The organism is Streptomyces puniciscabiei, assembly GCF_006715785.1.
Lineage (GTDB): Bacteria > Actinomycetota > Actinomycetes > Streptomycetales > Streptomycetaceae > Streptomyces > Streptomyces puniciscabiei.
Genome location: NZ_VFNX01000001.1, coordinates 4,517,358 through 4,535,977, shown reverse-complemented (window position 1 = coordinate 4,535,977; position 18,620 = coordinate 4,517,358). Strand labels below are relative to the sequence as shown.

At 67.9% G+C, this 18,620-nt stretch carries 15 protein-coding genes and 1 tRNA gene; 8 read left to right on the top strand and 8 right to left on the bottom strand.

The window, feature by feature from the left end:
* Nucleotides 1-537: 537 nt before the first annotated feature.
* On the bottom strand, nucleotides 538-2,148 hold the full coding sequence (locus FB563_RS21040) for a dynamin family protein (RefSeq protein WP_055705421.1): 1,611 nt from the start codon (nucleotides 2,146-2,148) through the stop codon (nucleotides 538-540).
* A 273-nt stretch (nucleotides 2,149-2,421) separates the two neighbouring features.
* On the opposite strand from FB563_RS21040, the gene FB563_RS21035 reads away from it, so the two are divergent.
* Nucleotides 2,422-2,497 (top strand) — tRNA-Arg (locus tag FB563_RS21035).
* Between the two features lie 250 nt (nucleotides 2,498-2,747).
* Here the strand turns inward: FB563_RS21035 and FB563_RS21030 are convergent.
* A complete protein-coding gene (locus FB563_RS21030; RefSeq protein ID WP_055705420.1) occupies nucleotides 2,748-4,142 on the bottom strand; it encodes a tyrosine-type recombinase/integrase in 1,395 nt (464 codons plus the stop codon).
* The gene (locus tag FB563_RS21025; protein ID WP_079048682.1) at nucleotides 4,142-4,339 is read right to left on the bottom strand and encodes a helix-turn-helix transcriptional regulator; all 198 of its coding nucleotides are present in this window, start codon (nucleotides 4,337-4,339) and stop codon (nucleotides 4,142-4,144) included. Before FB563_RS21025 ends, FB563_RS21030 begins: the two co-directional genes overlap by 1 nt.
* A gap of 863 nt (nucleotides 4,340-5,202) precedes the next feature.
* On the opposite strand from FB563_RS21025, the gene FB563_RS21020 reads away from it, so the two are divergent.
* The 4 genes from FB563_RS21020 to FB563_RS21005 are packed head-to-tail and all read left to right on the top strand — an operon-like array spanning nucleotide 5,203 to nucleotide 9,522.
* The gene (locus tag FB563_RS21020; protein WP_055705419.1) at nucleotides 5,203-5,955 is read left to right on the top strand and encodes a TnsA-like heteromeric transposase endonuclease subunit; all 753 of its coding nucleotides are present in this window, start codon (nucleotides 5,203-5,205) and stop codon (nucleotides 5,953-5,955) included.
* Nucleotides 5,952-7,841, top strand: a complete 1,890-nt coding sequence (locus FB563_RS21015; RefSeq protein ID WP_055705418.1) for a Mu transposase C-terminal domain-containing protein — start codon at nucleotides 5,952-5,954, stop codon at nucleotides 7,839-7,841. The genes FB563_RS21020 and FB563_RS21015 overlap by 4 nt, the downstream gene beginning before the upstream one ends.
* Nucleotides 7,838-8,890, top strand: a complete 1,053-nt coding sequence (locus FB563_RS21010; RefSeq protein WP_107100577.1) for a TniB family NTP-binding protein — start codon at nucleotides 7,838-7,840, stop codon at nucleotides 8,888-8,890. Before FB563_RS21015 ends, FB563_RS21010 begins: the two co-directional genes overlap by 4 nt.
* Nucleotides 8,881-9,522 (top strand): TniQ family protein, encoded by a 642-nt coding sequence (locus FB563_RS21005; RefSeq protein WP_055705417.1) that lies wholly within the window; start codon nucleotides 8,881-8,883, stop codon nucleotides 9,520-9,522. Before FB563_RS21010 ends, FB563_RS21005 begins: the two co-directional genes overlap by 10 nt.
* Before the next feature lie 373 nt (nucleotides 9,523-9,895).
* Here the strand turns inward: FB563_RS21005 and FB563_RS21000 are convergent, their stop codons facing one another.
* The gene (locus tag FB563_RS21000; protein ID WP_055705416.1) at nucleotides 9,896-11,971 is read right to left on the bottom strand and encodes a SpoIIE family protein phosphatase; all 2,076 of its coding nucleotides are present in this window, start codon (nucleotides 11,969-11,971) and stop codon (nucleotides 9,896-9,898) included.
* Between the two features lie 353 nt (nucleotides 11,972-12,324).
* Nucleotides 12,325-12,630 (bottom strand): MazG nucleotide pyrophosphohydrolase domain-containing protein, encoded by a 306-nt coding sequence (locus tag FB563_RS20995; RefSeq protein WP_055705415.1) that lies wholly within the window; start codon nucleotides 12,628-12,630, stop codon nucleotides 12,325-12,327.
* Nucleotides 12,631-12,929: 299 nt separating this feature from the next.
* Here FB563_RS20995 and FB563_RS44115 point away from each other — a divergent pair, with 299 nt between their 5' ends.
* Together FB563_RS44115 and FB563_RS20985 are read left to right on the top strand one after the other, a co-directional pair.
* Entirely contained in the window at nucleotides 12,930-13,238 is a 309-nt protein-coding gene (locus tag FB563_RS44115; protein WP_079048681.1) for a DUF6087 family protein, read from the top strand.
* An 84-nt stretch (nucleotides 13,239-13,322) separates the two neighbouring features.
* A complete protein-coding gene (locus FB563_RS20985) occupies nucleotides 13,323-14,354 on the top strand; it encodes an NAD-dependent epimerase/dehydratase family protein (protein ID WP_079048680.1) in 1,032 nt (343 codons plus the stop codon).
* 3 nt (nucleotides 14,355-14,357) lie between these two features.
* On the opposite strand, the gene FB563_RS20980 is transcribed toward FB563_RS20985, so the two are convergent.
* Nucleotides 14,358-15,686, bottom strand: coding sequence for an NsdA family TPR-like regulatory protein (locus FB563_RS20980; protein ID WP_063797047.1), 1,329 nt, complete (start codon nucleotides 15,684-15,686; stop codon nucleotides 14,358-14,360).
* A gap of 300 nt (nucleotides 15,687-15,986) precedes the next feature.
* On the opposite strand from FB563_RS20980, the gene FB563_RS20975 reads away from it, so the two are divergent.
* A complete protein-coding gene (locus tag FB563_RS20975) occupies nucleotides 15,987-16,457 on the top strand; it encodes an ATP-binding protein (RefSeq protein WP_055705414.1) in 471 nt (156 codons plus the stop codon).
* Nucleotides 16,458-16,531: 74 nt separating this feature from the next.
* Here the strand turns inward: FB563_RS20975 and FB563_RS20970 are convergent, their stop codons facing one another.
* A complete protein-coding gene (locus FB563_RS20970) occupies nucleotides 16,532-17,014 on the bottom strand; it encodes an SAM-dependent methyltransferase (RefSeq protein WP_055705413.1) in 483 nt (160 codons plus the stop codon).
* 72 nt (nucleotides 17,015-17,086) lie between these two features.
* Nucleotides 17,087-18,475, bottom strand: coding sequence for an NsdA family TPR-like regulatory protein (locus FB563_RS20965; RefSeq protein WP_199832771.1), 1,389 nt, complete (start codon nucleotides 18,473-18,475; stop codon nucleotides 17,087-17,089).
* Nucleotides 18,476-18,620: the final 145 nt, after the last annotated feature.

Below are 18,620 nucleotides of genomic sequence, written 5' to 3'. Positions count from 1 at the left end.
GTACCGCTCGCCCGACGGGTTCTCGGGGTCCGAGACGGTGAGGTCCACATCGGCCGCCTGCTCGCTGCCGGCGTCCGAGGCGTCCGAGGCGTCGTAGACGTGGCCGATCCCGGTACCGGAATCACCCGTCCCGCCGCCGTGGTCCACCCCGTTCGGACCACACCGAAGACGCTCCGCACGCTCGGCCGCACCAGCGCCGTGAGGGACACGCTCCCCGTGGTCCACGTACTCCGGGTACTCCGCGTACTCCACGGACTCACCGCGATCCATCTGCTGCACGCGGTCCATGTGCTCCACACGGTCCATGTGCTCCACACGGTCCATGTGCTCGAACTGGTGCATGTGCTCCAGGCGATCGACATGCTCCAGGTGGTCGACGTGCTCCACGAGCCCCGGCTCGGGGTGACCACCGCGCCCCACGTTCCCGGTACCGGTCTCGCCGCCGTGGCCTGCGTGCTCGATGTCCCTCATGCGTCCCGCGTGCCTCATGTGGTCGATGTGATCCGTGTGGTCCTGGTCAGTGACGGCGGTCACCGGTCACCTCTCCTTCTGCAGTACGGACAGCGCGGCGATGAGTTCGGCCTGGGGCTCCGGGTGGACGTCCAGGGCGTCGAGTGGGGCAAGGCGCCGCTCGCGTTCGGCGTGCATGACGCGGTCCACGTGGTCGTTGAGCAGCCGCCCGGCCCGGTCGCGCAGCCGCAGCGCGCCGTGCGCCCCGATCCGCTCCGCGAGCCCCTCGCCCGCGTTGCGCGCCCGGCGTCCGCCGAGCAGTGCGGTGGCGACGAGGGCGGCGATGAGCTCCGGGTCGGGTGCGGTGGTCCGTTCCAGTTCGCGCACCTCGTCCTCGGCGTACTCCTCCAGCTCGCGCCGCCAGCGCCGTACGGCGACACCGATGCGGTGTTCGGTGCTCTCCGCGGAGGACTCGCCGGCGGCGAGGGCCGGGTCGGCTCCGGCCGGTTCGCGCCGCCAGGCCTCGTCGATGCGCTCGTCGGCGGCGGTGACGGAGCACAGCAGCAGTGCGGCCAGGCTCGCCACGAGTGCGTCGAGGAGTTCGCCGGGTGCGCAGTCCAGGGGGAAGGCCCGCCAGCGTTTGAGGGCGTCCCCCGCGAGTACGGCGCCGGACTGGAGCCGGCCGCGCACGCGCGCGTGCTCGCTGTCGTAGGCGGTGTCCACGGCGGCGGTGAGCCGGAGGGCGGCCGCGTACTGGGCGGCGGCGGCACCGGCCAGCTCGGGCAGGCGGGACTTGAGCGAGTCGAGGAGACCGTAGGCCGTACGGGCCATGACCTGCTCCCGGGCGGCGGGGTCCTGGGCGTGGTGCATGAGCCAGTTCTTCAGCGGTGCGACGGCGGTGGCGGGCAGCAGGCCGGCGCCCCAGGCGGACTCGGGCAGCTCGGGCACGGTGAAGCGGGGTACGTCGCCGAGCCCGGCCTTGGTGAGCAGGGCGCCGTACTGCCGGGAGACCTCGGAGACGACCTGGTGGGGCACCCGGTCCAGGACGGTCACGAGGGTGGCGTCGTACTCCTTGGCGGTGCGCAGCAGGTGCCAGGGGACGGCGTCGGCGTAGCGGGCGGCCGTGGTGACCATGATCCAGACGTCGGCTGCGCAGATCAGCTCGGCGGCGAGGACACGGTTGTCGGCCATCAGGGAGTCGATGTCGGGGGCGTCGAGGAGCCCGAGCCCGCGCGGGACGGTGTCCGCGGTCTCGACGCGCAGCACGCGCGCGGGGGGCTCGCCCTCGCCGGTCAGGAGGATGTCGTCGGGATCCTCCTGGGGCCCCCACACGCGCGCGAGACCGGGCAGCACGCGCATGCTGCTGAACCAGTGATGATCCTCCGGATGGCAGACAAGCACCGGCGTCCGCGTGGTCGGCCGCAACACACCGGCCTCGCTCACCCGGCGGCCGACGAGCGAGTTGACGAGCGTCGACTTGCCGGCGCCGGTGGAGCCGCCGACGACGGCCAGCAGCGGCGCCTCGGGCTCCCGTAGGCGCGGTACCAGATAGTCGTCGAGCTGCGCGAGGAGTTCGTCGCGGTTCGCACGCGCGCGTGGGGCTCCCGGCAGAGGCAGCGGAAAGCGTGCGGCGGCGACACGGTCGCGCAGTGCGGAAAGTGTGTCGAGCAGCTGAGGCCGAACGTCCAAGGTCACCACATGCGAAGAATGCCCAATTTTAGGGTGATTCTGAAGCATATAGACATGTCTGCGCGCCGACGGAGCAGAAAGGGCGGAAGGGATGACTGGGACATGGGTACAGCCGAGGCATAACGAGTGCACAACACCCGGGGCGCCGGACGCCAAAAGCGATGCACGATTCGTACCTGCCTGCGATTATCGGGATCGCTTCACCAGACCTCCACATCAAGCCACGGAGGCGAAGCGACAGGGTCGAGGAACGGGGAGCTTTATCCTTGGACCCGCCACCAGGCCCCCGTAGCTCAGTGGATAGAGCAGGCGCCTTCTAAGCGCTTGGCCGCAGGTTCGAGTCCTGCCGGGGGCGCCACTGACACCCCGTCAGGTTGGCGAAGTTTTCGCAGGTCAGACTGCGTCTGTCCGGTCTTTCAGAAGAATCGGACTCCCTCCCTCCGCCAGGGCCGGAGTCCGGCTGACACCGGTAAAAATCGGGCTTCTACGGGTGTCCGTCCCACATACGTCCCACAAAATCGGCGCGCGCGGGACCGCCTTCCGGCCCCCTCCGGGCACACAGCAGAGCGGCCTCGGACCCCATCTTCGTAGGGTTCCGAGGCCGCTCTTCACGCCGCCACCTTCGGGAGGTCTTGGACGTCTTCGATCCGTCTCAGGTAGTCGTCCAGCTGGCCGACGATGCAGCGTGCGTAGATCGCCAGGAGCACCGGCACGCTGTTTCCGGCCCACTCCGCGACCTGGGCCGGCGGGATGCCGTTGTTGAGCCAGGTCGTCAGGCAGGTGTGACGCAGGTCGTACACGCGCTTGCCGGTCGGCGACTTGAACTCGTGCTCGGTAAGGACCTCCTTGCGTGCCTTCGCCCAGACACGCCGGAAGACCGAGCCGGCCAGCATGCCGCCCTTCTCCCCAGGGAAGAGGAGGTCGGCGGGCTTGAGGCGGTACTCCTTGATGATCTCGCGGAGGAGTGCGACGAGCGTGGGGTGGATGGGGACGATGCGCGTGTCGCCTTCGCCCCGGCCCTTGAGGTCCCGTTCCTCGTGGACCTCGCCGGTATCGGTCCACTGGCTGCCGACTTCGGGCTGGGCTTCATGGACGAGGAACTCGCCCCACCCTGTCTCGGGCAGGGTGGCGTCACCCACACGGAGGGCGACGGCTTCCTCGGGGCGAAGCCCTGCGAAGTAGAGGGTGGCGAAGAAGGCCCGGTAGAGGCGTCCGCGTCGCGGACGCCTGCCTATCCAGTCCAGCATCTTGGCGACCAGGTCGCGGTTCAGCAGGCAGCGCTTGTCGATGGCCTGTGCCACCTTCGGCGCGGTGCGCGCCCCCTTGCCCTTCGGGAGAGGGTTGGCCTTCAGGTAGTTGTGCCTGATCGCGTAAGCCATGACCAGGTTCATGATCCGGTCGTTGCGCGTAACCGAGCTGGCGGCTGCCGCCGTCCCATCCAGGAGGGTGCCGAGAGCCGTGACGACCTTGTCGACCGTCTCGGTCTTCTCCCAGGCGCTCATCGGGAGGGCGTTGCGCTGGACCCAGTCGAGGATCGTCTGCACCTCGGCCGGCACCGGGTTCTCGGGGTCGGTGCGCCGTCTGACGTTGAAGGCGTACTCCCGCAGCGCCCTGCGAACCTCCACCGGCTCGAATTGCTTCGGCAGCGGCGTGCGCAGCAGGGCGATGGTCGCAGGCGTGAGCGCCTTGGCCATGTTCTTCCGGGTGTTACCGGAAGAGCGGGGCCATTTCCAGTCGACGTACTCGACCGCGAAGTCGTACCAATTCACCTCGGCGGCCTTGGACGTCCAGGAGATCGGCCGACCCGTTTCGATGTCGAACGGCTCGCGCTTCCTGTGCGCGGACATCAGCTTCGAGCGCTCGTCGTCGGCTACCGCGCTCTTCTTGTAGGTCTTGCTGTGCTTCTTGTGGGCGACCTTCCAACGGACGGTGTAGGTGTTGCCCTTGGCTCGCTTGTTCGTCTCTATCGGGTAGAAGCGAACGTCCAACGAGCTGGTGTCCATCAGGAAGGGTCCTCGCAATCCATAAGCCAATTTTCGAAATCGTCGCGACGTATCCGCAAGGAGCCGTTGGGCAGTCGGATACAGCGCGGCCCGCGCCCCTTCTGGCGCCAGTCATAGAAGGTCGATCGGGCGATCTGGAGCTCGGCACAGACCTCGTCGACCGTGAGCTTCTGCCCCTGTCGGACTGCTACCGCCACGAGGCCACCCCGCACTCCAAAACACGCTTGCTGAAGGCAAGCCAGTAAGGGGGAGCCGCTGACCGAAGCCGAAAAAGGGCAGGGGGTATCGCAGATCGGCGCATGACGGGAGTTCCTTGCTCAGGGACGTGGCGCTACAGGGAGGGATTGACAACCCCGACACCGAGCGCGTCACACGAAGAGTCGCCGCACGTCAGCAGGCGCACGCTGTCGAGGTTAGAAAGCAGCAGGTCAGAGCCGCCCTTGTCTCCTCTCGAACCTGCGGCGCTGCCCTGCGTCCGCTACGGCTCCACCGCCAAGCACAGCCGAATGCGAACACCCTCAATGCTCTCCACGATCGTGCTTTTGGCCAACCGCCGATCATGGTCTATATTCCGTCCGCGTTCACCGTCCGAGTCCTACCTCGGGGTGCCAACCTGCGCTAGCTTCGGACGAGTTACGGACCCGCGCAGGTTCTGGCTGCATGCAAGAGCAGGCGGCCAAGCCGGTACGCACGCCGGGCCAGGTCCTCCCTGAACTTCGGCTTCGGTGATTCGACAGATGAACCTTCTTGGGGCGCCTCGACTGCGAATGTGAGTAACGCGGGCTGAAGACCGCCGCAGTGAGCGGCCCGTCTGCCAGTCGGCCAAGAATCCCGCTCCTCCCTATGAGCTGCGTTTTCCGGGACGTTGTACGTTGACATGGTCCCGAAGGTGGTTCCAGTCCCGTGGGGCTCTTTCTCGTCTGCCGTAGGCGAATGTGTCCTTTGACAGCGAACCCAGTCGCTTTGTCATCCAATCGAGGCGTTTGACAGCGAACCCAGTCGTTTCGGCTTCTTTGACAGTGAATCTAGTCGTGAGGGGTGAGCAGGCTGGGGGTGTCGTATGTCGGTATCGGCTGGGTCGGAAGGGACGGCACCGTACGTCGAGGTGTCGAGTGTGGTGGGCAAGCGCGAGCGTCTGCGGCGTCCGCTGTTGGACTGTGTGTCGGTCAGGTTCGAGGATGCTCGTCCGGTACGGCCGTTTCGGTGGCCGCCAGGAGGGCGCTATTTCCCGGGCTGGTACTGGGCGGCGACGACGCGGCAGCATGTCGGTTTCGAGTCGTGGCTGGAGCGGGACCGTCTCGTGCTCATGGATTTCGACCCGGCTGTGGTGGGTGTTGCCTCCCAGCCGTTCTGGCTGCACTGGCACGACGGGACGCGTGAGCGTCGGCATGCCCCGGACTTCTTCGTGCGCCGCGCGGATGGCTCGGCCATGGTTGTCGACGTCCGCGCCGACGACTGCATCGCGCCGCGCGATGCCGAAGCGTTCGAGGTGACGCGCCGGGCCTGCGCCGAGGCCGGGTGGGGCTTCGAGCGGGTGGGGACCCCGGAGACGGTGCTGCTGGCAAACGTGCGGTGGCTGTCGCGTTACCGTCACCCCCGCTGCCGGCAACATCCGGTCGCGGCCCGGCTGATGGAGGTTTTCTCGCAACCGGGACCGCTCATGGCCGGGGCCGACAGCGTCGGCGACCGGCTGGCGACGCTGCCCGTGTTGTTCCACCTTCTGTGGCAGCAGGAGTTGTCCGCCGAGGGGATGGCGGTCGAACTGCTGGGGCCGCGCACGGTCGTGCGCCTGGCCGGTGGGGGTGCCGGATGACGGAGGAGGGGCGGCGGGTTCCGCCGACTGCCCGGATCGCGGAGTTCCCTAAGACGGCTGCTGACCAGGCCCGTTGGTGGGAGGGGCACATCTTGGAGGTACTGCACGGTCTGCCGCCGGATGCTCCCCAAGGGGCGGTGCCGCGGCCGGAGTTCGACCCCAGGCTGCACTCGCTGGCCGAACGCGAGCGGGCCAAGGCGGCCGAGCTGACGGCGGCGGGCCATCGGATGACGGCCAGCGGCGTCAAGCAGCGGCGCCAGCGCTATCACCGCGACGGGCTGGTTGGGCTGGCCGACGGCCGCTCGGCCAAGCAGCTGCCTCCCTTCGGCCAGATCGCGCCGGCGGTGGTCAACGCGATGCGGCAAGCGATCGCCGAGACGACCGATGCCTCCTCAAGGACAGTCCGATTCACCATCTGGCGGACCAAGCAGATCCTGGCATCCGGCGAGGATGGCGACGGCATCGAGCTGCCCCACGAGCGCACGCTCTACCGGCTGTTCGACAAACTGGCCGCCGGGACACACGCGACCGGCTCTGCCACTACGCGCCGCTCGCTGCATGCGCGTCCGGCCGGCCCGTTCGGGGAAGTCCCGGCCATCGCGCCGGGCGAGCTGATGCAGATCGACTCCAGTCCGCTGGATGTCCTGGTCAGGCTGGACGACGGCATCGCGGAGAAGGTCGAGTTGACCGCGCTGGTCGATATCGCTTCCAGGTCGATCACTGCGGCGGTGCTGCGGCCGACGACCAAGGCGGCCGACGCCTCCGCCCTGGTGGCCCGCAGCATCACGCCGGACTTGATGCGTCCGGGCTGGTCGGAGTCGCTGCGCATGTCCAGGTCGGTACTGCCGCACCGCCGACTGCTGGCCCTGGACGAGCGGCTGGAGCATGCGGCGGCGAGGCCGGTGATCGTTCCGGAGACGGTCGTCTGCGACCACGGAAAGCTGTTCATCTCGAACAACTTCCGCGCTTCCTGCCGCTTTCTGGGCATTACGCTGCAGCCGACACACAAGGCGTCGCCCTTCGAGAAAGGAGTGATCGAGAAGACCCTGGGGTCGGTGGCGACGCTGTTCGCGCAGTTCGTCGCGGGCTACACCGGCCGGTCAGTGGACCGCCGCGGCCGGCACTTGGAGGACGGCCCACTGTGGTCGCTGCCCGAGCTGCAGGAACTGCTGGACGAATGGATCGTCGCCGTCTGGCAGAACCGGCCGCACGACGCCCTGCGCGACCCCGACGCACCGAGGCGGGCGTTCTCGCCGAACGAGAAGTACGCGATGCTGCTGGAGTCGAGCGGCTACGTCCCGGCCGCACTAAGCGGTGAGGACTACGTCGAGTTGCTGCCGGAACGGTGGCAGGCGATCAACGCCTACGGCATCAAGATCAACCACCGCACCTACGACAGCCCGGAGTTGAACCCGCTGCGCCGTCAGCGCTCCGGCATCGCAGAGAAGAACGGCTTGTGGGAGATCCACCACGACCCCTACGACGTCTCCCGGATCTGGGTACGCGACCGCCGCGGCGACAGGGACCGGTGGATCACGGTGTTCTGGCGGCACCTGCACCGCGTCGGCGTCCCGTTCGGCGAAATGGCCTGGGACCACGCCCGCCAACAGGTCCAGGACGGCAACGAGGCACAGATCGCGGATGCGGCGGCCGCCCTGCTCCAGCGCGCCCACGATGGCCCCCAGGATGAGAAGGACCCTCCGGCCAAACGGTCTCAGAAAGATCGCCGGATTGCCGCCCGCACCCGGGCGACCGCCCCAGACCGGGAGATCCCCGATCCGCCGACCGACCGCGAACCAACGGATGAGGACACCGACACCTCGCCGGCCAAGGTCATCCCGCTAGGTCTGTTCGACCCCCTCGCCAACCCCTGGAGGCGCCCGTGACCCTCTCCAAGCTGACAGCCCGGCAAGCCGTGTTGCGGGAGGCCGACGCCGAGGCCGACCGACAGCTGAACACCCTGACTGGATGGCACAGGTTCATCGACGGGCCGCCCACACCCCCGGACCTGGCCTCCCGGAGCGCTTGGCAGCAGATGCCAGTATCCGAGCGGGACCTCTACGACGAAGACCGCCTGGACCATCACGCCCGCATGCTCACGATCGCCACCTCGTTCGTCGAGAAGACGGCAATCTGCGGCCGTCGGCTGGTCCTGCTCAACCGCCACGCGATCAGCGCCCGCCGCGGGCTGATCGTTTCCGGCCCCGCAGGCACCGGAAAGACCATCGCCATCACCCAGTTGGGACGCTCCCACGAACTCCTTGACCGGGCCCGGCACCCACACGTCAACGACCGCATCCCGGTCGTCTACGTCACCGTCCCGCCGGCCGCGACGGCCCGCATGATCGCAACCGAGTTCGCCCGCTTCCTGGGACTGCCGGTGCGGGCACGCTCGAACATGACCGACATCATCGAGGCCGTGGTCGGTGTCTGCACCGACACGCGCACCGGTCTGGTGCTGGTCGACGAGCTCCACAACATCTCACTCACCAGCCGCCACGGCGCCGAAGTCGCCGACACCCTCAAGTACTTCTCCGAGCGCCTGCCCGCCACCTTCATCTATGCCGGCATCGACATCGCCGAATCCAGCCTGCTGTCCGGGACACGCGGCGCCCAGATCGCCGGCCGCTTCACCCTGATCCCCTCCCGCCCCTTCCCCTACAACAGCGAATGGAAGGGTCTGGTCGCCACCATGGAAGACACCCTCCGGCTCCACGACCACCGCCCCGGCACGCTGACCAGCCTGGACCGCTTCCTCCACGACCACACCGGCGGCATGATCGGATCCCTCTCACACGCCATCCGCGGAGCCGCCCTCGACGCCATCCTCACCGGCACCGAGAAGATCACCAAGAAGAGTCTGCAGGCCATTCCGCTCGACCACACCGCCCACACCACCGCCTCGATGGCCACGAAGACCGCAACATGCCGATGAACAGCGAACTGCCGCCCCGGTATGCACCCCTACCGGTCCGCCTCCGCCCCTGCCTAGGAGAATCCTCCGACTCGTACATCCGGCGCCTGGCCCGCGCCAACCATCTCAAGCCCAGCTTCCTGCACTGCTATCTCTCCGGCCCACCGCAGTGGTTCGCCAGGCCGCTCCTCGAACACCTCGCCACGGTCGCAGGCCACTCGCCCGAGGCACTCGAACGCGCCCTGGCCGACGCCAGCGCCCTGGGCGGCGCCAACAGGCCACGCCGCCGCCTGCCCAGGAAGAATCCCTTCGCCCGGCGCCAGGACCTGGCGCACCGCATCGCCCAAGAAGCCCTGAAAGGCACACGGATCCACACGCTCGCCAAGCGCTACAACCTCCGCTGCTGGGATATCCGCTTCGCCCTGGAGACCCCACGCCTGACCACCACAGAGACGGGACAGCTGGCCGACCCCATCACCGGCGAACTCGCCGACCTGATCGAGAACATGATCAGCAGAGGGCTGAACAAGAGGCAGATCTGGATCGAGCTCATGGACGACCACGACTACCTGGTCAAATACCACAGCATCCGCCACTACATCGACTACACGCGATCCGGCAGACAGCGCAAGAAGCGGTCAGCCTCCCCTTGACATCCAACCTAGTCGCCCCAGGTCAGCGCACTGCACCCGACTAACTTCGATGTCAAAGGACAGAATGCGTGATGCCGCACCGCGTGAGCCGCCCATCCCTGACCTATCCCGGGAGTAATCCGCCAGCGCCACCGTCGGAGCCTCTGCGCGACCTCGTCGACCACGGCCTGCCACTTCCCCCCACTGGCCTGACGATTTCACCCCTCACCGCTGCGCCGCCCTCCGGTCGAACACGGCTGCCGTGATGCGCACTTGGCCGCTGGTGTCGTCATACGCAGCGTCGACGCTGCAGACGGTGCGGCCTTCGCCCCCAGGGCTCTGAGAACAGCCGCGCTCTGCGGCCCGAATCTGATCGTTTCGGTGTGATCGCGCCTCAGTCGGCAGAGGACCGGGCTCGTGCGATGAGCAGGGCAACATCATCGTCAGTGTGCTCGGCCTGCCGCAGGGCTCCCAGGAGCAGGTCGCAGGTTCTCGCCAGCGACAGCTGGGGCCTGGCAAGCAATTCGAGGAGCTTGCCCAGGCGCCTGTCGATGGGCTGGTCCCGAGTCTCCACGAGGCCGTCGGTATAGAGGACGAGCTGATCGCCGGGGTGGAGGCGGAGCCTGGTGGTGTGGAAGGCGACGCCGCCGACGCCGAGAGGAACGCCGGTGGGAAGGTCCAGCAGCTCGGGCGCCCGGCCGGGACGTACCAGGACGGGCGGCAGGTGGCCTGCGGTAGAGATGCGGCACTGTCCCCGGCGGGGGTTGTAGGTGACGTAGACGCAGGTGGCGATGGCCTGGTCGAGGCCCGTGGAGCTGCGATCGAGGTGGTGCAGGAGGCGTGCGGGATCGAGGTCAAGGTCGGCGAGGGCTCGGATGGCGTTGCGGAGCTGTCCCATGGTGGCGGCGGCGTTGAGACCGCTGCCCATGACGTCGCCGATGACCAGGGCGGTCCTGTCCCGGGGCAGGGGAATGACGTCGAACCAGTCGCCGCCGACTTCGCTGGTGGCTGCGGCGGGCTGGTAGCGGTGGGCGATCTCCAGCCCTGGGTGTCGAGGGGGATCTTGTGGCAGGAGGCTGCGTTGAAGGGTGAGGGCGGCGCCGCGTTCGCGCTGATACCAGCAGGCGTTGTCCATGGACACGGCGGCGCGTGTGGCCAGCTCGCCGGCGAGGACCATGTCGTCTTCGTCGAAGGGCAGCGGGTTGCGGATGCGTTTCAGGTCCAGGGCGCCGATCACGTTGCCGCGGGCGATGAGGGGGACGACGAGGTAGGAGTGGAGGCCGGCGCGGGCGAGGATGGTGGCGGCCTGGGGGCTGCGGGCGATGCGTGGCAGGTCGCTGTTCTCGACGTGTCCGATGAGGACCGGTTCGGCGCAGGTCACGCACTGGCTCACCAGACGGTCGGCGTCGTAGCGGGCGAGTTCGCCCACCGCGTCGGCGGCATCGACGGCGGTGGTGTAGGCCGCTTTGACCGCGAGTGCTCTGAACGGTGCTGGGGCACCGGGCCGCGGGGGGCTGCGGTTGGTGAGGAAGGTGTCGAGGACGTCGACGGCGGCGATGTCGGCCAGGTCGGGGACAACAATGTTGGCGAGTTCCTGGGCGGTCTGGTTGAGGTCGAGGGTGGTGCCAATGAGTACGGAGGCGTCGGCGATGAGGGCGAGCCGTCGCCGCGCGTGATGGGCTTCGGCGGCCATGCGGTGGCGGTCGGTGGCGTCCACGATGGATTTGGCTACCCCGAGTACCTTGCCGCCTGGGTCCTCCAGCCGGTAGTAGGACACTGACCAGGCATGGTCGTGATCCGGATCGGCGGGGGTGCGGCCGACGATTTCCTGGTCCAGGATCGGGACGCCGGTGGACAGGACCTGCCGCATCGAGTCCTCGATGGTCTCGGTGTCCAAGTCCGGCAGCACGTCGTGGACGTGTCGGCCAACAAGCTCGGCCGCGGACAGACGGTCGATGCGTTCCACGGCCGGGTTGACGGCGACGTACCGGAGATCGGTGTCCATGACGACCAGGCCGATCGGAGACTGGGACACCAGCCCGGTGGACAGTGCCAGGTCTCGCTCGACCCGCCGCAGCGTGGCCTGGTCGGAGGCCAGTCCGAGGGCATAGAGGTCCTTGCGATCATTCATCAGCCGCATGTTGCGGAACTCGACCAGCTTGGTGCTGCCGTCCTTGTGCCGGATGGGGAACACTCCGGCCCAGCTGCCGCCGCCTCCCATGACCTGGGCAAACAGCTCGATGACCTGGTCCAGATGCTCCTCGTGGACCAGAAGCCGACCCGCGTATTGTCCGAGGGCTTCGTCGAGGGTGTAGCCGAAGAGTTCCTCGGCCTGCGGGCTCCACAGGACGATCCGCCCGTCGGCGTCCAGGACGACGGCGGCGACGTTCAGCACGTCGAGCAGACCACCGGGCGGCGCGGTAGGAGCCGCCTGGCTGGCGGCTGGTAGCAGCGGGTCCGTGGGGCTCATCCCGGGGCACCCCCTCTCGGTGCCGTCACGATGTGTCTCGTGCGCAGGGGCTCGCGCTCCCTGCCCGTGCCTCCATCGTCCCCCACTCAGGGTGACCCACGCAGTCCCCGGCCCCGGCTATGTCGGGCCTGACTCCGTCGGCGGCGGGTGGCCTGGTCTCGTCGCAGTGCCGGTCGCTGCCCGACAACGAATCATTGCGCGGAGCTGCGCTCACCTGCTGGCCGCAGTGCACAAGGATCACTCCCATCGCGTGTGTCTTCCAACCGAGGCAACGCCCCGGGAGAACGACCGGACGAGAGCACGGTCACCAGACCCACCGGGCAGGCTGTAGCCGCGAGCCGCGAGGGCAGCGCTCAGTCGCCGCTCGTCCTGATCTGCGCTCCGTGTTCGTTGCGCTCGTACGTACGCCTCACGTTTTTCTCGATCTTCCGTGCGACCTCCGAGTCGAGGTCCAGCCCGTTCATCTCTGCCACGGAGGTTAGGTAGAGGAAGACGTCGGCCAGTTCTTCTCCGAGGTCGGGGAGACCCTTGCGCCAAGCGGTGAAGGCTTCGCTGACCTCGGCCGTAAGAAGTCCGAACTCCAGGGAAACGTCGGTGGTGTTGAAGCCCTTCACGAGCTTGTTCTCCCAGGCGAGCTTCTGGGCGGATGAGATGTCCACGAGCCCTCCGGAGCGATGCAGCGGGTGCTGCCGCAGCCTAGCGGGAACCGCCTGCCCGGAGTGCCGGCTCCGTGACGTCGTTCACCCGGCTGACGGGAGTTCGAGAACTACCCGTGTCGAGGGCGAGCACCTTGGTGTAATCCGCGAGCGTGGTAGATAGCCGGTGACGAGCGCGGCGACTTCGTGAGGGCTCGCGGCCTCCCGCCGGGGCCACCACCTCACCTGATCGAGGGAGCGCGATCGCCAGTGGCACGCACTACCCTGCTGGAGCACGAGGACCGGAAGCTTAGGGAAGCAGGATGGACGACGAGCCCCTGACTGAGTGGGCGAAACGCCGCGACGCGAAGATCGGACGCCTCCGGGCCGTCCCACTGGTGTCCGGTGACGGCCCAAAGGGAGCACATCTGCACCCCGACTCACCCCGTGTCATCCAGCGGTGGAACGGGTGCTCCTGGGAGCCATACGCGTCGGCAGCGAACCTGGCTGCGGCACAGCGCCTCCTGTATCCGCGAGACGAGGAGCCGCCGACCACGCCGGCGTCCCAGGCGCAGCCGCTCCAGGCTGGTCGAGGGCGGCACCGCAAGCCGGGCCCAAAGAATCAGACCTAGCTGCCGGTGGCCTTCGTGATCCGGCCAGAGCCTGCTCAATAGAGCCGTAGCAAAAGGGTGGAGCGAACGGGCAGGATCAGCACCATGAAGATTCTCGTGCTGGGTGGAACGTGGTTCCTCGGGCGGGCCGTCGCTCAGGCTGCGCTTGATCGTGGTTGGTCGGTGACTGCCTTCAACAGAGGTAGGTCCGGTACTGCTCCGGAGGGGACGCATGAGATCCACGGAGACCGCACCGTGCACGCGGACCTTCTCCATCTGGGGGAAGCAGGCCCTTGGGATGCCGTAATCGACACCTCGGCGTCTGAGCTCGCCCCGCGCGATGTGCTGGCCGGCGCCCAGGCGTTGGAGCCCGTGGCGGGCAGCTACGTGTACATCTCGACCGTTAACGCTTACCGAGGGTGGCCAGAGGAGCCACTGACGGAGTCCTCCGAACTGCTGGACGCACCGCCCGACGCCGATGTGAACTTCGGACGGCTGCCGGCGAACTGGGACGGACCCGACTGGTACTACGGTCGTCAAAAGGCTGGCGCAGAGCGTGCCGCTCTCGCAGCGTTCGGCACTCCGCGGGTGTCGATCTTGCGCCCCGGCGTGATCCTGGGCCCCGGGGAGTACGTGGGCCGCCTGCCCTGGTGGCTCCGGCGCACGTCCAAGGGTGGGGCGATCCTCGCACCGGGGCACCCCGACAAGTCGATCCAGCCCGTGGACGTGCGGGACGTAGCCGCATTCGCGCTCGATCAGGCACTTTCCCCAGATGGCGGAGAGTTCAACGTCACCGCACCCTTGGGGCAGGAGACGATGGGCGGCTTCCTCACGGCCTGTCTCGATGTCACCGGGAGCGGGGGGCGGCTGGTCTGGGCACCCGATGATCTTCTTGTCCAGCACGGCGTGCAGCAGTGGACCGAACTGCCGCTGTGGCGCACCCATGCGGGTGTCTGGAACGTGGACTCGACGCGGGCGCAGGCGGCCGGGCTGCGATGCCGGCCCCTAGCGGAGACCGTGGCGGCCACGTGGGAGTGGATGCAGTCAGGCGGTGTGCCCGTCGAGCACCCCCGTTGGGCCGAGCACGGCATCTCGACGGAGAAGGAGGAGGAAATCCTTGCGAAGTTGGCCTCGTGAGGATTAGGGCTCGATGGCCAGGGGCGGTGTGCTTCCCAGCCGTTGCGCCGACGCTTCCGCCGTGAAGTCCTCGATCCGCTCGCCAAGCGCGATGGCCTCCGGCGCACCACGGAAGTCCGCTTGACTCAGACCAGCGCGTACTGCCGCCATGCGTTCGAGTGTCCCGGCTCCTCGCCATTCAGTGGGCACGCTGAAGGCGGGCTCAAGGGCGGCCTGAACGCCATCCAATTCGCCTCGGAGCAGTCGAGCACGGGCGAGGTCCACGTGCGCCTGGGTTGAGATCAGCAGCGGACGCTGGCCTTCAGGCTTCGCGCTGAGGAGCTGGAGAGCTTGCTCGGCAGCTTCCTCAGCGCCGTCAGCATCGCGCAGCAGGAGGTATGTCGTGGCATTGCTCATGGCGACTCGGTCGAGCGGGAATCCGAATTCGCCGCCAACGTCATCGTGCAGCTCGTCTCGCGAACCGGTGTTCTGCTCAAGGGCGTTTCGCACAGCCCTCTTCGCGGATACGTGGTCTCCCAGGTGACCGTGCGCACGTCCTTCGATCACAAGCAGCCGCGTCATGGCCGTGTCGCCGAGCCCTCCAAACTGCTGCGCAGTGCGGACGAGACGGACGGCCTCTGCTGGACGGCCGCCCCAGAACGCGAGAAACGCCAGCGCGCCGTGCGCGTACGCCTGGAGTGGACCATGCTCGATCACCTGCCCGTACAACGCGGCCGTGCGTGACAGTGAAACGGCGGCGGGTAGAGAGCCCAGGTCAAAGCAGATCGCGGAGAGTACGGCGGCCGACTGACCCGCCGCCAGGTAGCCACGCTCACGCTGACGGGGCACCTGGGTCCTCTCCAGCAGCGACTGCGCGATACCCAGCAGTTCCTTCGCCCTGCGATAGACCTCAACAGGGGACGTTCGGTTGTATTCGCGTGCCAGGGCGACGATATCGTCGTCAAGCTGGTCGAGTGTCATATCCGGCACGCTGAGGGACGCAGCGTCCCCGGCATGCGAAGCGGCATCCCGAGCAGTCATTGCAAGATCACTCTCATTGATCGTAGGTACATAGCGAGCGCCCGAAGGTGGCCCACTCGGTGGGCTGAGAAGGGCTCGGGCGTTGTGCCCGAACATGTACTCAAGAACCTCGGGCGCTGGCTGGTTTGGAAGCCCTTTCACTCGCCCGGCAGTCCACCGGCGGAACGTCTGCTCCTCTACCGTCGCGGTGGAAGGGGGCTCGCCAGCCGCGGTAGATAGCTCCTTCGCGGCCTTCTCGTACTCCCTCCTGAAGCGCGGGTACGCCCAGCCGCGTTCCCAGACCAGCAGTTGAAGCAGCGTCCGTGCTTCCATCTCCAACCGCTCCCTTCTGGCCAGTGGTAACGGGAGGCCCGTATCGGCCTGCAGACGACACGCCCCGCACTTCAACTATCACCCAGCACGTGCCCCCGCAGAGATCTTGGCGGCATGTGGGGCCCAGATGACATGTTGGTGATACCCGTGTCACCCGGCGGGATGCAGGTGATACCCCCGGTGACATGGCGGCCCCGGCCTCGCAGGGGAAACCTTGATCTCCCCTCGCCGTCGCCGCGTTGAGTGTCTTGAGGCAGCGAGGGCCGGTCTGCAACTCCCCACGAAGCCGAGGCCACCACCATGAGCCAGAGCACCGCCCTCCGTAGTTGCTTGCGGGCAGCCGAGCAGGGTGCCCCCGCATGGTTGCCGGACTCTGCCGCTCCGGAAGAGGCTCACGCTTTTCAGGCCGCGTTCTTGCCCGATCCGTCGGCGGTCGCGGATATGCGCAACTCGACGGCGGCCTTCCTGGGACGGTCAGGATTGAGGGGGTCACTCGCCGACAGTGTGGTGTTGGTGGTTTCGGAGCTGGTCACGAATGCCATCGAGCATGGCCACGGCGAAGTTGAACTGGAGGTCCGTGTCGCGAGCGGGACGATCTCGGTCTCGGTGACCGACGAGAACCCGGCCCCTGCGGTGTTGACAGAGGCTGGCCCGAAAGACCTGTGTGGCCGAGGGATAGCCCTCGTCGAAGCCTTCTCTGACAAGTGGGGCAGTAGCGGTAAGGAGACTTGGTGCGAGTTCCGCTGTGACAGCGCCGGGAGCGCGGCATGAACGACGCGTCTCAGTTGGCGACGGCCGCGATTGCTTTCGGAGACGCCACCCTGGACGAGTTACGGCGGGCGGGCTTACGGGCGTTCCGCCGCGTCACGCCAGTAGTCGGCGAGCATCTCGCCCGGCCAGGCCGGCTCGCGGACAGTGCCGCGGGGCCCCATCTCCTGGAAGTACGGGGCAAGGTCCAAGACCGGCGTCCCGTCGACCGCGTCGAGATCCGTCACCAGAAGGTCGCGACCGTCCACGCCCAGCAGCCTCGGGTAACTGACAGCCAGTTGGTTGGGGCGCCGGTGATTGCGGTGGACGAATGTCCCGGTCGCCGGCCACTGTGGGTTGCCCCGGGGGCTGCGGGCGTGGAGTTGGACGTCATCGGGCTGCGCCAGGTGGAAGCGCCACGTCACCGTCAGGTGGGAGAACTCGTCGATGCCCTGCAGGGTTTCCAGGGGGTATGCCTCGTTGAGTCGGATGACCGACTCGACTCCGCCCTGGTAGTCGTCCTGAACGCGCGTGTGGCCACCGACGACCGTTGCGATCGATTCGACCTCGAACTTCGTCACCGGTACTGGTTCCTCTCCCTTGGAGACGCGGATCCACGAGCTGCCGTAGGGGGCCACGAGCCCGTGTCCCGATCAGCCTATGGCCCGCAGCATGGTCCGGGCCTTGCGGTCCAGTTCGGTTACCTGGCGACCGCCGCGTTGCCGAACTGGCGAGAGGTCACTCTGGATGCGAACGATGACGTCGCGGGCACGACCGGACTGGACACCCGTCATGGCGTCCAGCGCCTGGCTCCAGGTAGCGCACGCCTCGTCGAGGCGGCCCTGTTGGACCTGGACAGCGCCGAGGTAGCCGAGCGTGACGCTGTGGGTTCGGGCGTACTGCTGGCGTCGGCGGGTGGCAACGCTGCGCTTGAAGTGGGTCTCCGCATCGAGGGGCTGGCCTATGTCGCGCAGAGCGCAGGCAGTCTCGTGGGCGAGGGAGGCTTCCTGGAAGAAGCTGACGCGGGCCGGCGCTTCGTTGCTGTCGGCGCGGGCGAGGTCCCGCTCTGCGCGGCTGATGGCCGCGAGGGCGCCGGCCCGGTCGCCGTCGGCCGCGAGTGCGCGTGCGTGGACGATCGCCAACAGTGCCTTCTCCCGATGGCTGGCCTGGCCGTAGTGGTCCCGGGACATCGAGGCGTCGGCCAGGGCGAGCGCCCTGCGTGGATGCCCGAGGTCCACGGCTTGGTGGGCGAGGGCGCGCAGGACATGGCCGCCGAGCGGTCCGTCTCCTGCTTCCGCCGCGATCCGGGCGGCGTTGGTGAGGTAGCGCTGGGCGGTGCGGTGTTCGCTGGCGTCGAAGGCCATCCAGCCGGCGAGGTACGTCATCTCGGCAACGGCCGAGTACGTGTCGCGGCGGACCTGATCTGTGCGGAATCGACCGCTGAGCAGCGGCACCGCTTCATCGAGCAGGTGGCTTGCCAGGGCTTTGCGGCCGGAGGCGCCGCCTCGCTGCTGGTCACGCGCGGAGTAGTACTCCGTGAGGTCGCGGATGTCGTCGATGTCCACCTGGGTCACCGGGCGTGGCGATGCCGGTCGGCGGTTCGCGGCTGCGGCAGGGGCGTCTGCCCACCAGGAGGCAGTGGGCAGGGCGAGGCCAGCGGCGGAGTAGGCGGCGGTGGCCAGCAGCTTGCGTCGGTGCATGTCGAGATCGTCGCTTCCCAGCTCGGCCAGTGCGGTCAGAGGGTTGACGCTCCAGTCGGAACCGCTGTCGGTCGTGCCTGTCGGCTCTTCTTCCAGCCCGAGGTCGGCCAGGGTGAGGTGGCGGCCGAGTCTGCGGGACAGCGTCTCGCGCAGGATATGCGGCGCTCTGCCACTGGGCTTTGTGCCCTGGACCCACATGGCGATGTGCGAGCGGGAGATCGCGTCGAGTTCGCGCACGCCGCTCTCCGCGGCCACGCGGGCGACTGCGGCAGCTGCTTGCGGCTGGGACCAGCCTGCTTCGCGCAGAAGTGCGGCGAAGGCGACGTTTCGTTCACGGGCCATGGACTGCCCCTCGGTTCCGAAATGATCTTTGACGCCTTTGACGGCCCTGCGGGCGGTGCGGGCATATCGCTCGGCAGCGATTCACGGTTCGCTCAACGTAGCGGCCAGGTCACTCACTTCGCACGCCAGTCGTCGGTTCCACCCG

Excerpts from the sequence above, each read along its gene's own strand:
- FB563_RS21005 (WP_055705417.1), top strand. The coding sequence starts at position 8,881 with ATGCCGATGAACAGCGAACTGCCGCCCCGGTATGCACCCCTACCGGTC.
- FB563_RS20980 (WP_063797047.1), bottom strand. The coding sequence starts at position 15,686 with ATGGAAGCACGGACGCTGCTTCAACTGCTGGTCTGGGAACGCGGCTGG.
- FB563_RS20975 (WP_055705414.1), top strand. The coding sequence starts at position 15,987 with ATGAGCCAGAGCACCGCCCTCCGTAGTTGCTTGCGGGCAGCCGAGCAG.
- FB563_RS21000 (WP_055705416.1), bottom strand. The coding sequence starts at position 11,971 with ATGAGCCCCACGGACCCGCTGCTACCAGCCGCCAGCCAGGCGGCTCCT.
- FB563_RS20985 (WP_079048680.1), top strand. The coding sequence starts at position 13,323 with ATGAAGATTCTCGTGCTGGGTGGAACGTGGTTCCTCGGGCGGGCCGTC.
- FB563_RS21020 (WP_055705419.1), top strand. The coding sequence starts at position 5,203 with ATGTCGGTATCGGCTGGGTCGGAAGGGACGGCACCGTACGTCGAGGTG.
- FB563_RS21015 (WP_055705418.1), top strand. The coding sequence starts at position 5,952 with ATGACGGAGGAGGGGCGGCGGGTTCCGCCGACTGCCCGGATCGCGGAG.
- FB563_RS44115 (WP_079048681.1), top strand. The coding sequence starts at position 12,930 with ATGGACGACGAGCCCCTGACTGAGTGGGCGAAACGCCGCGACGCGAAG.
- FB563_RS21030 (WP_055705420.1), bottom strand. The coding sequence starts at position 4,142 with ATGGACACCAGCTCGTTGGACGTTCGCTTCTACCCGATAGAGACGAAC.
- FB563_RS20965 (WP_199832771.1), bottom strand. The coding sequence starts at position 18,475 with ATGGCCCGTGAACGAAACGTCGCCTTCGCCGCACTTCTGCGCGAAGCA.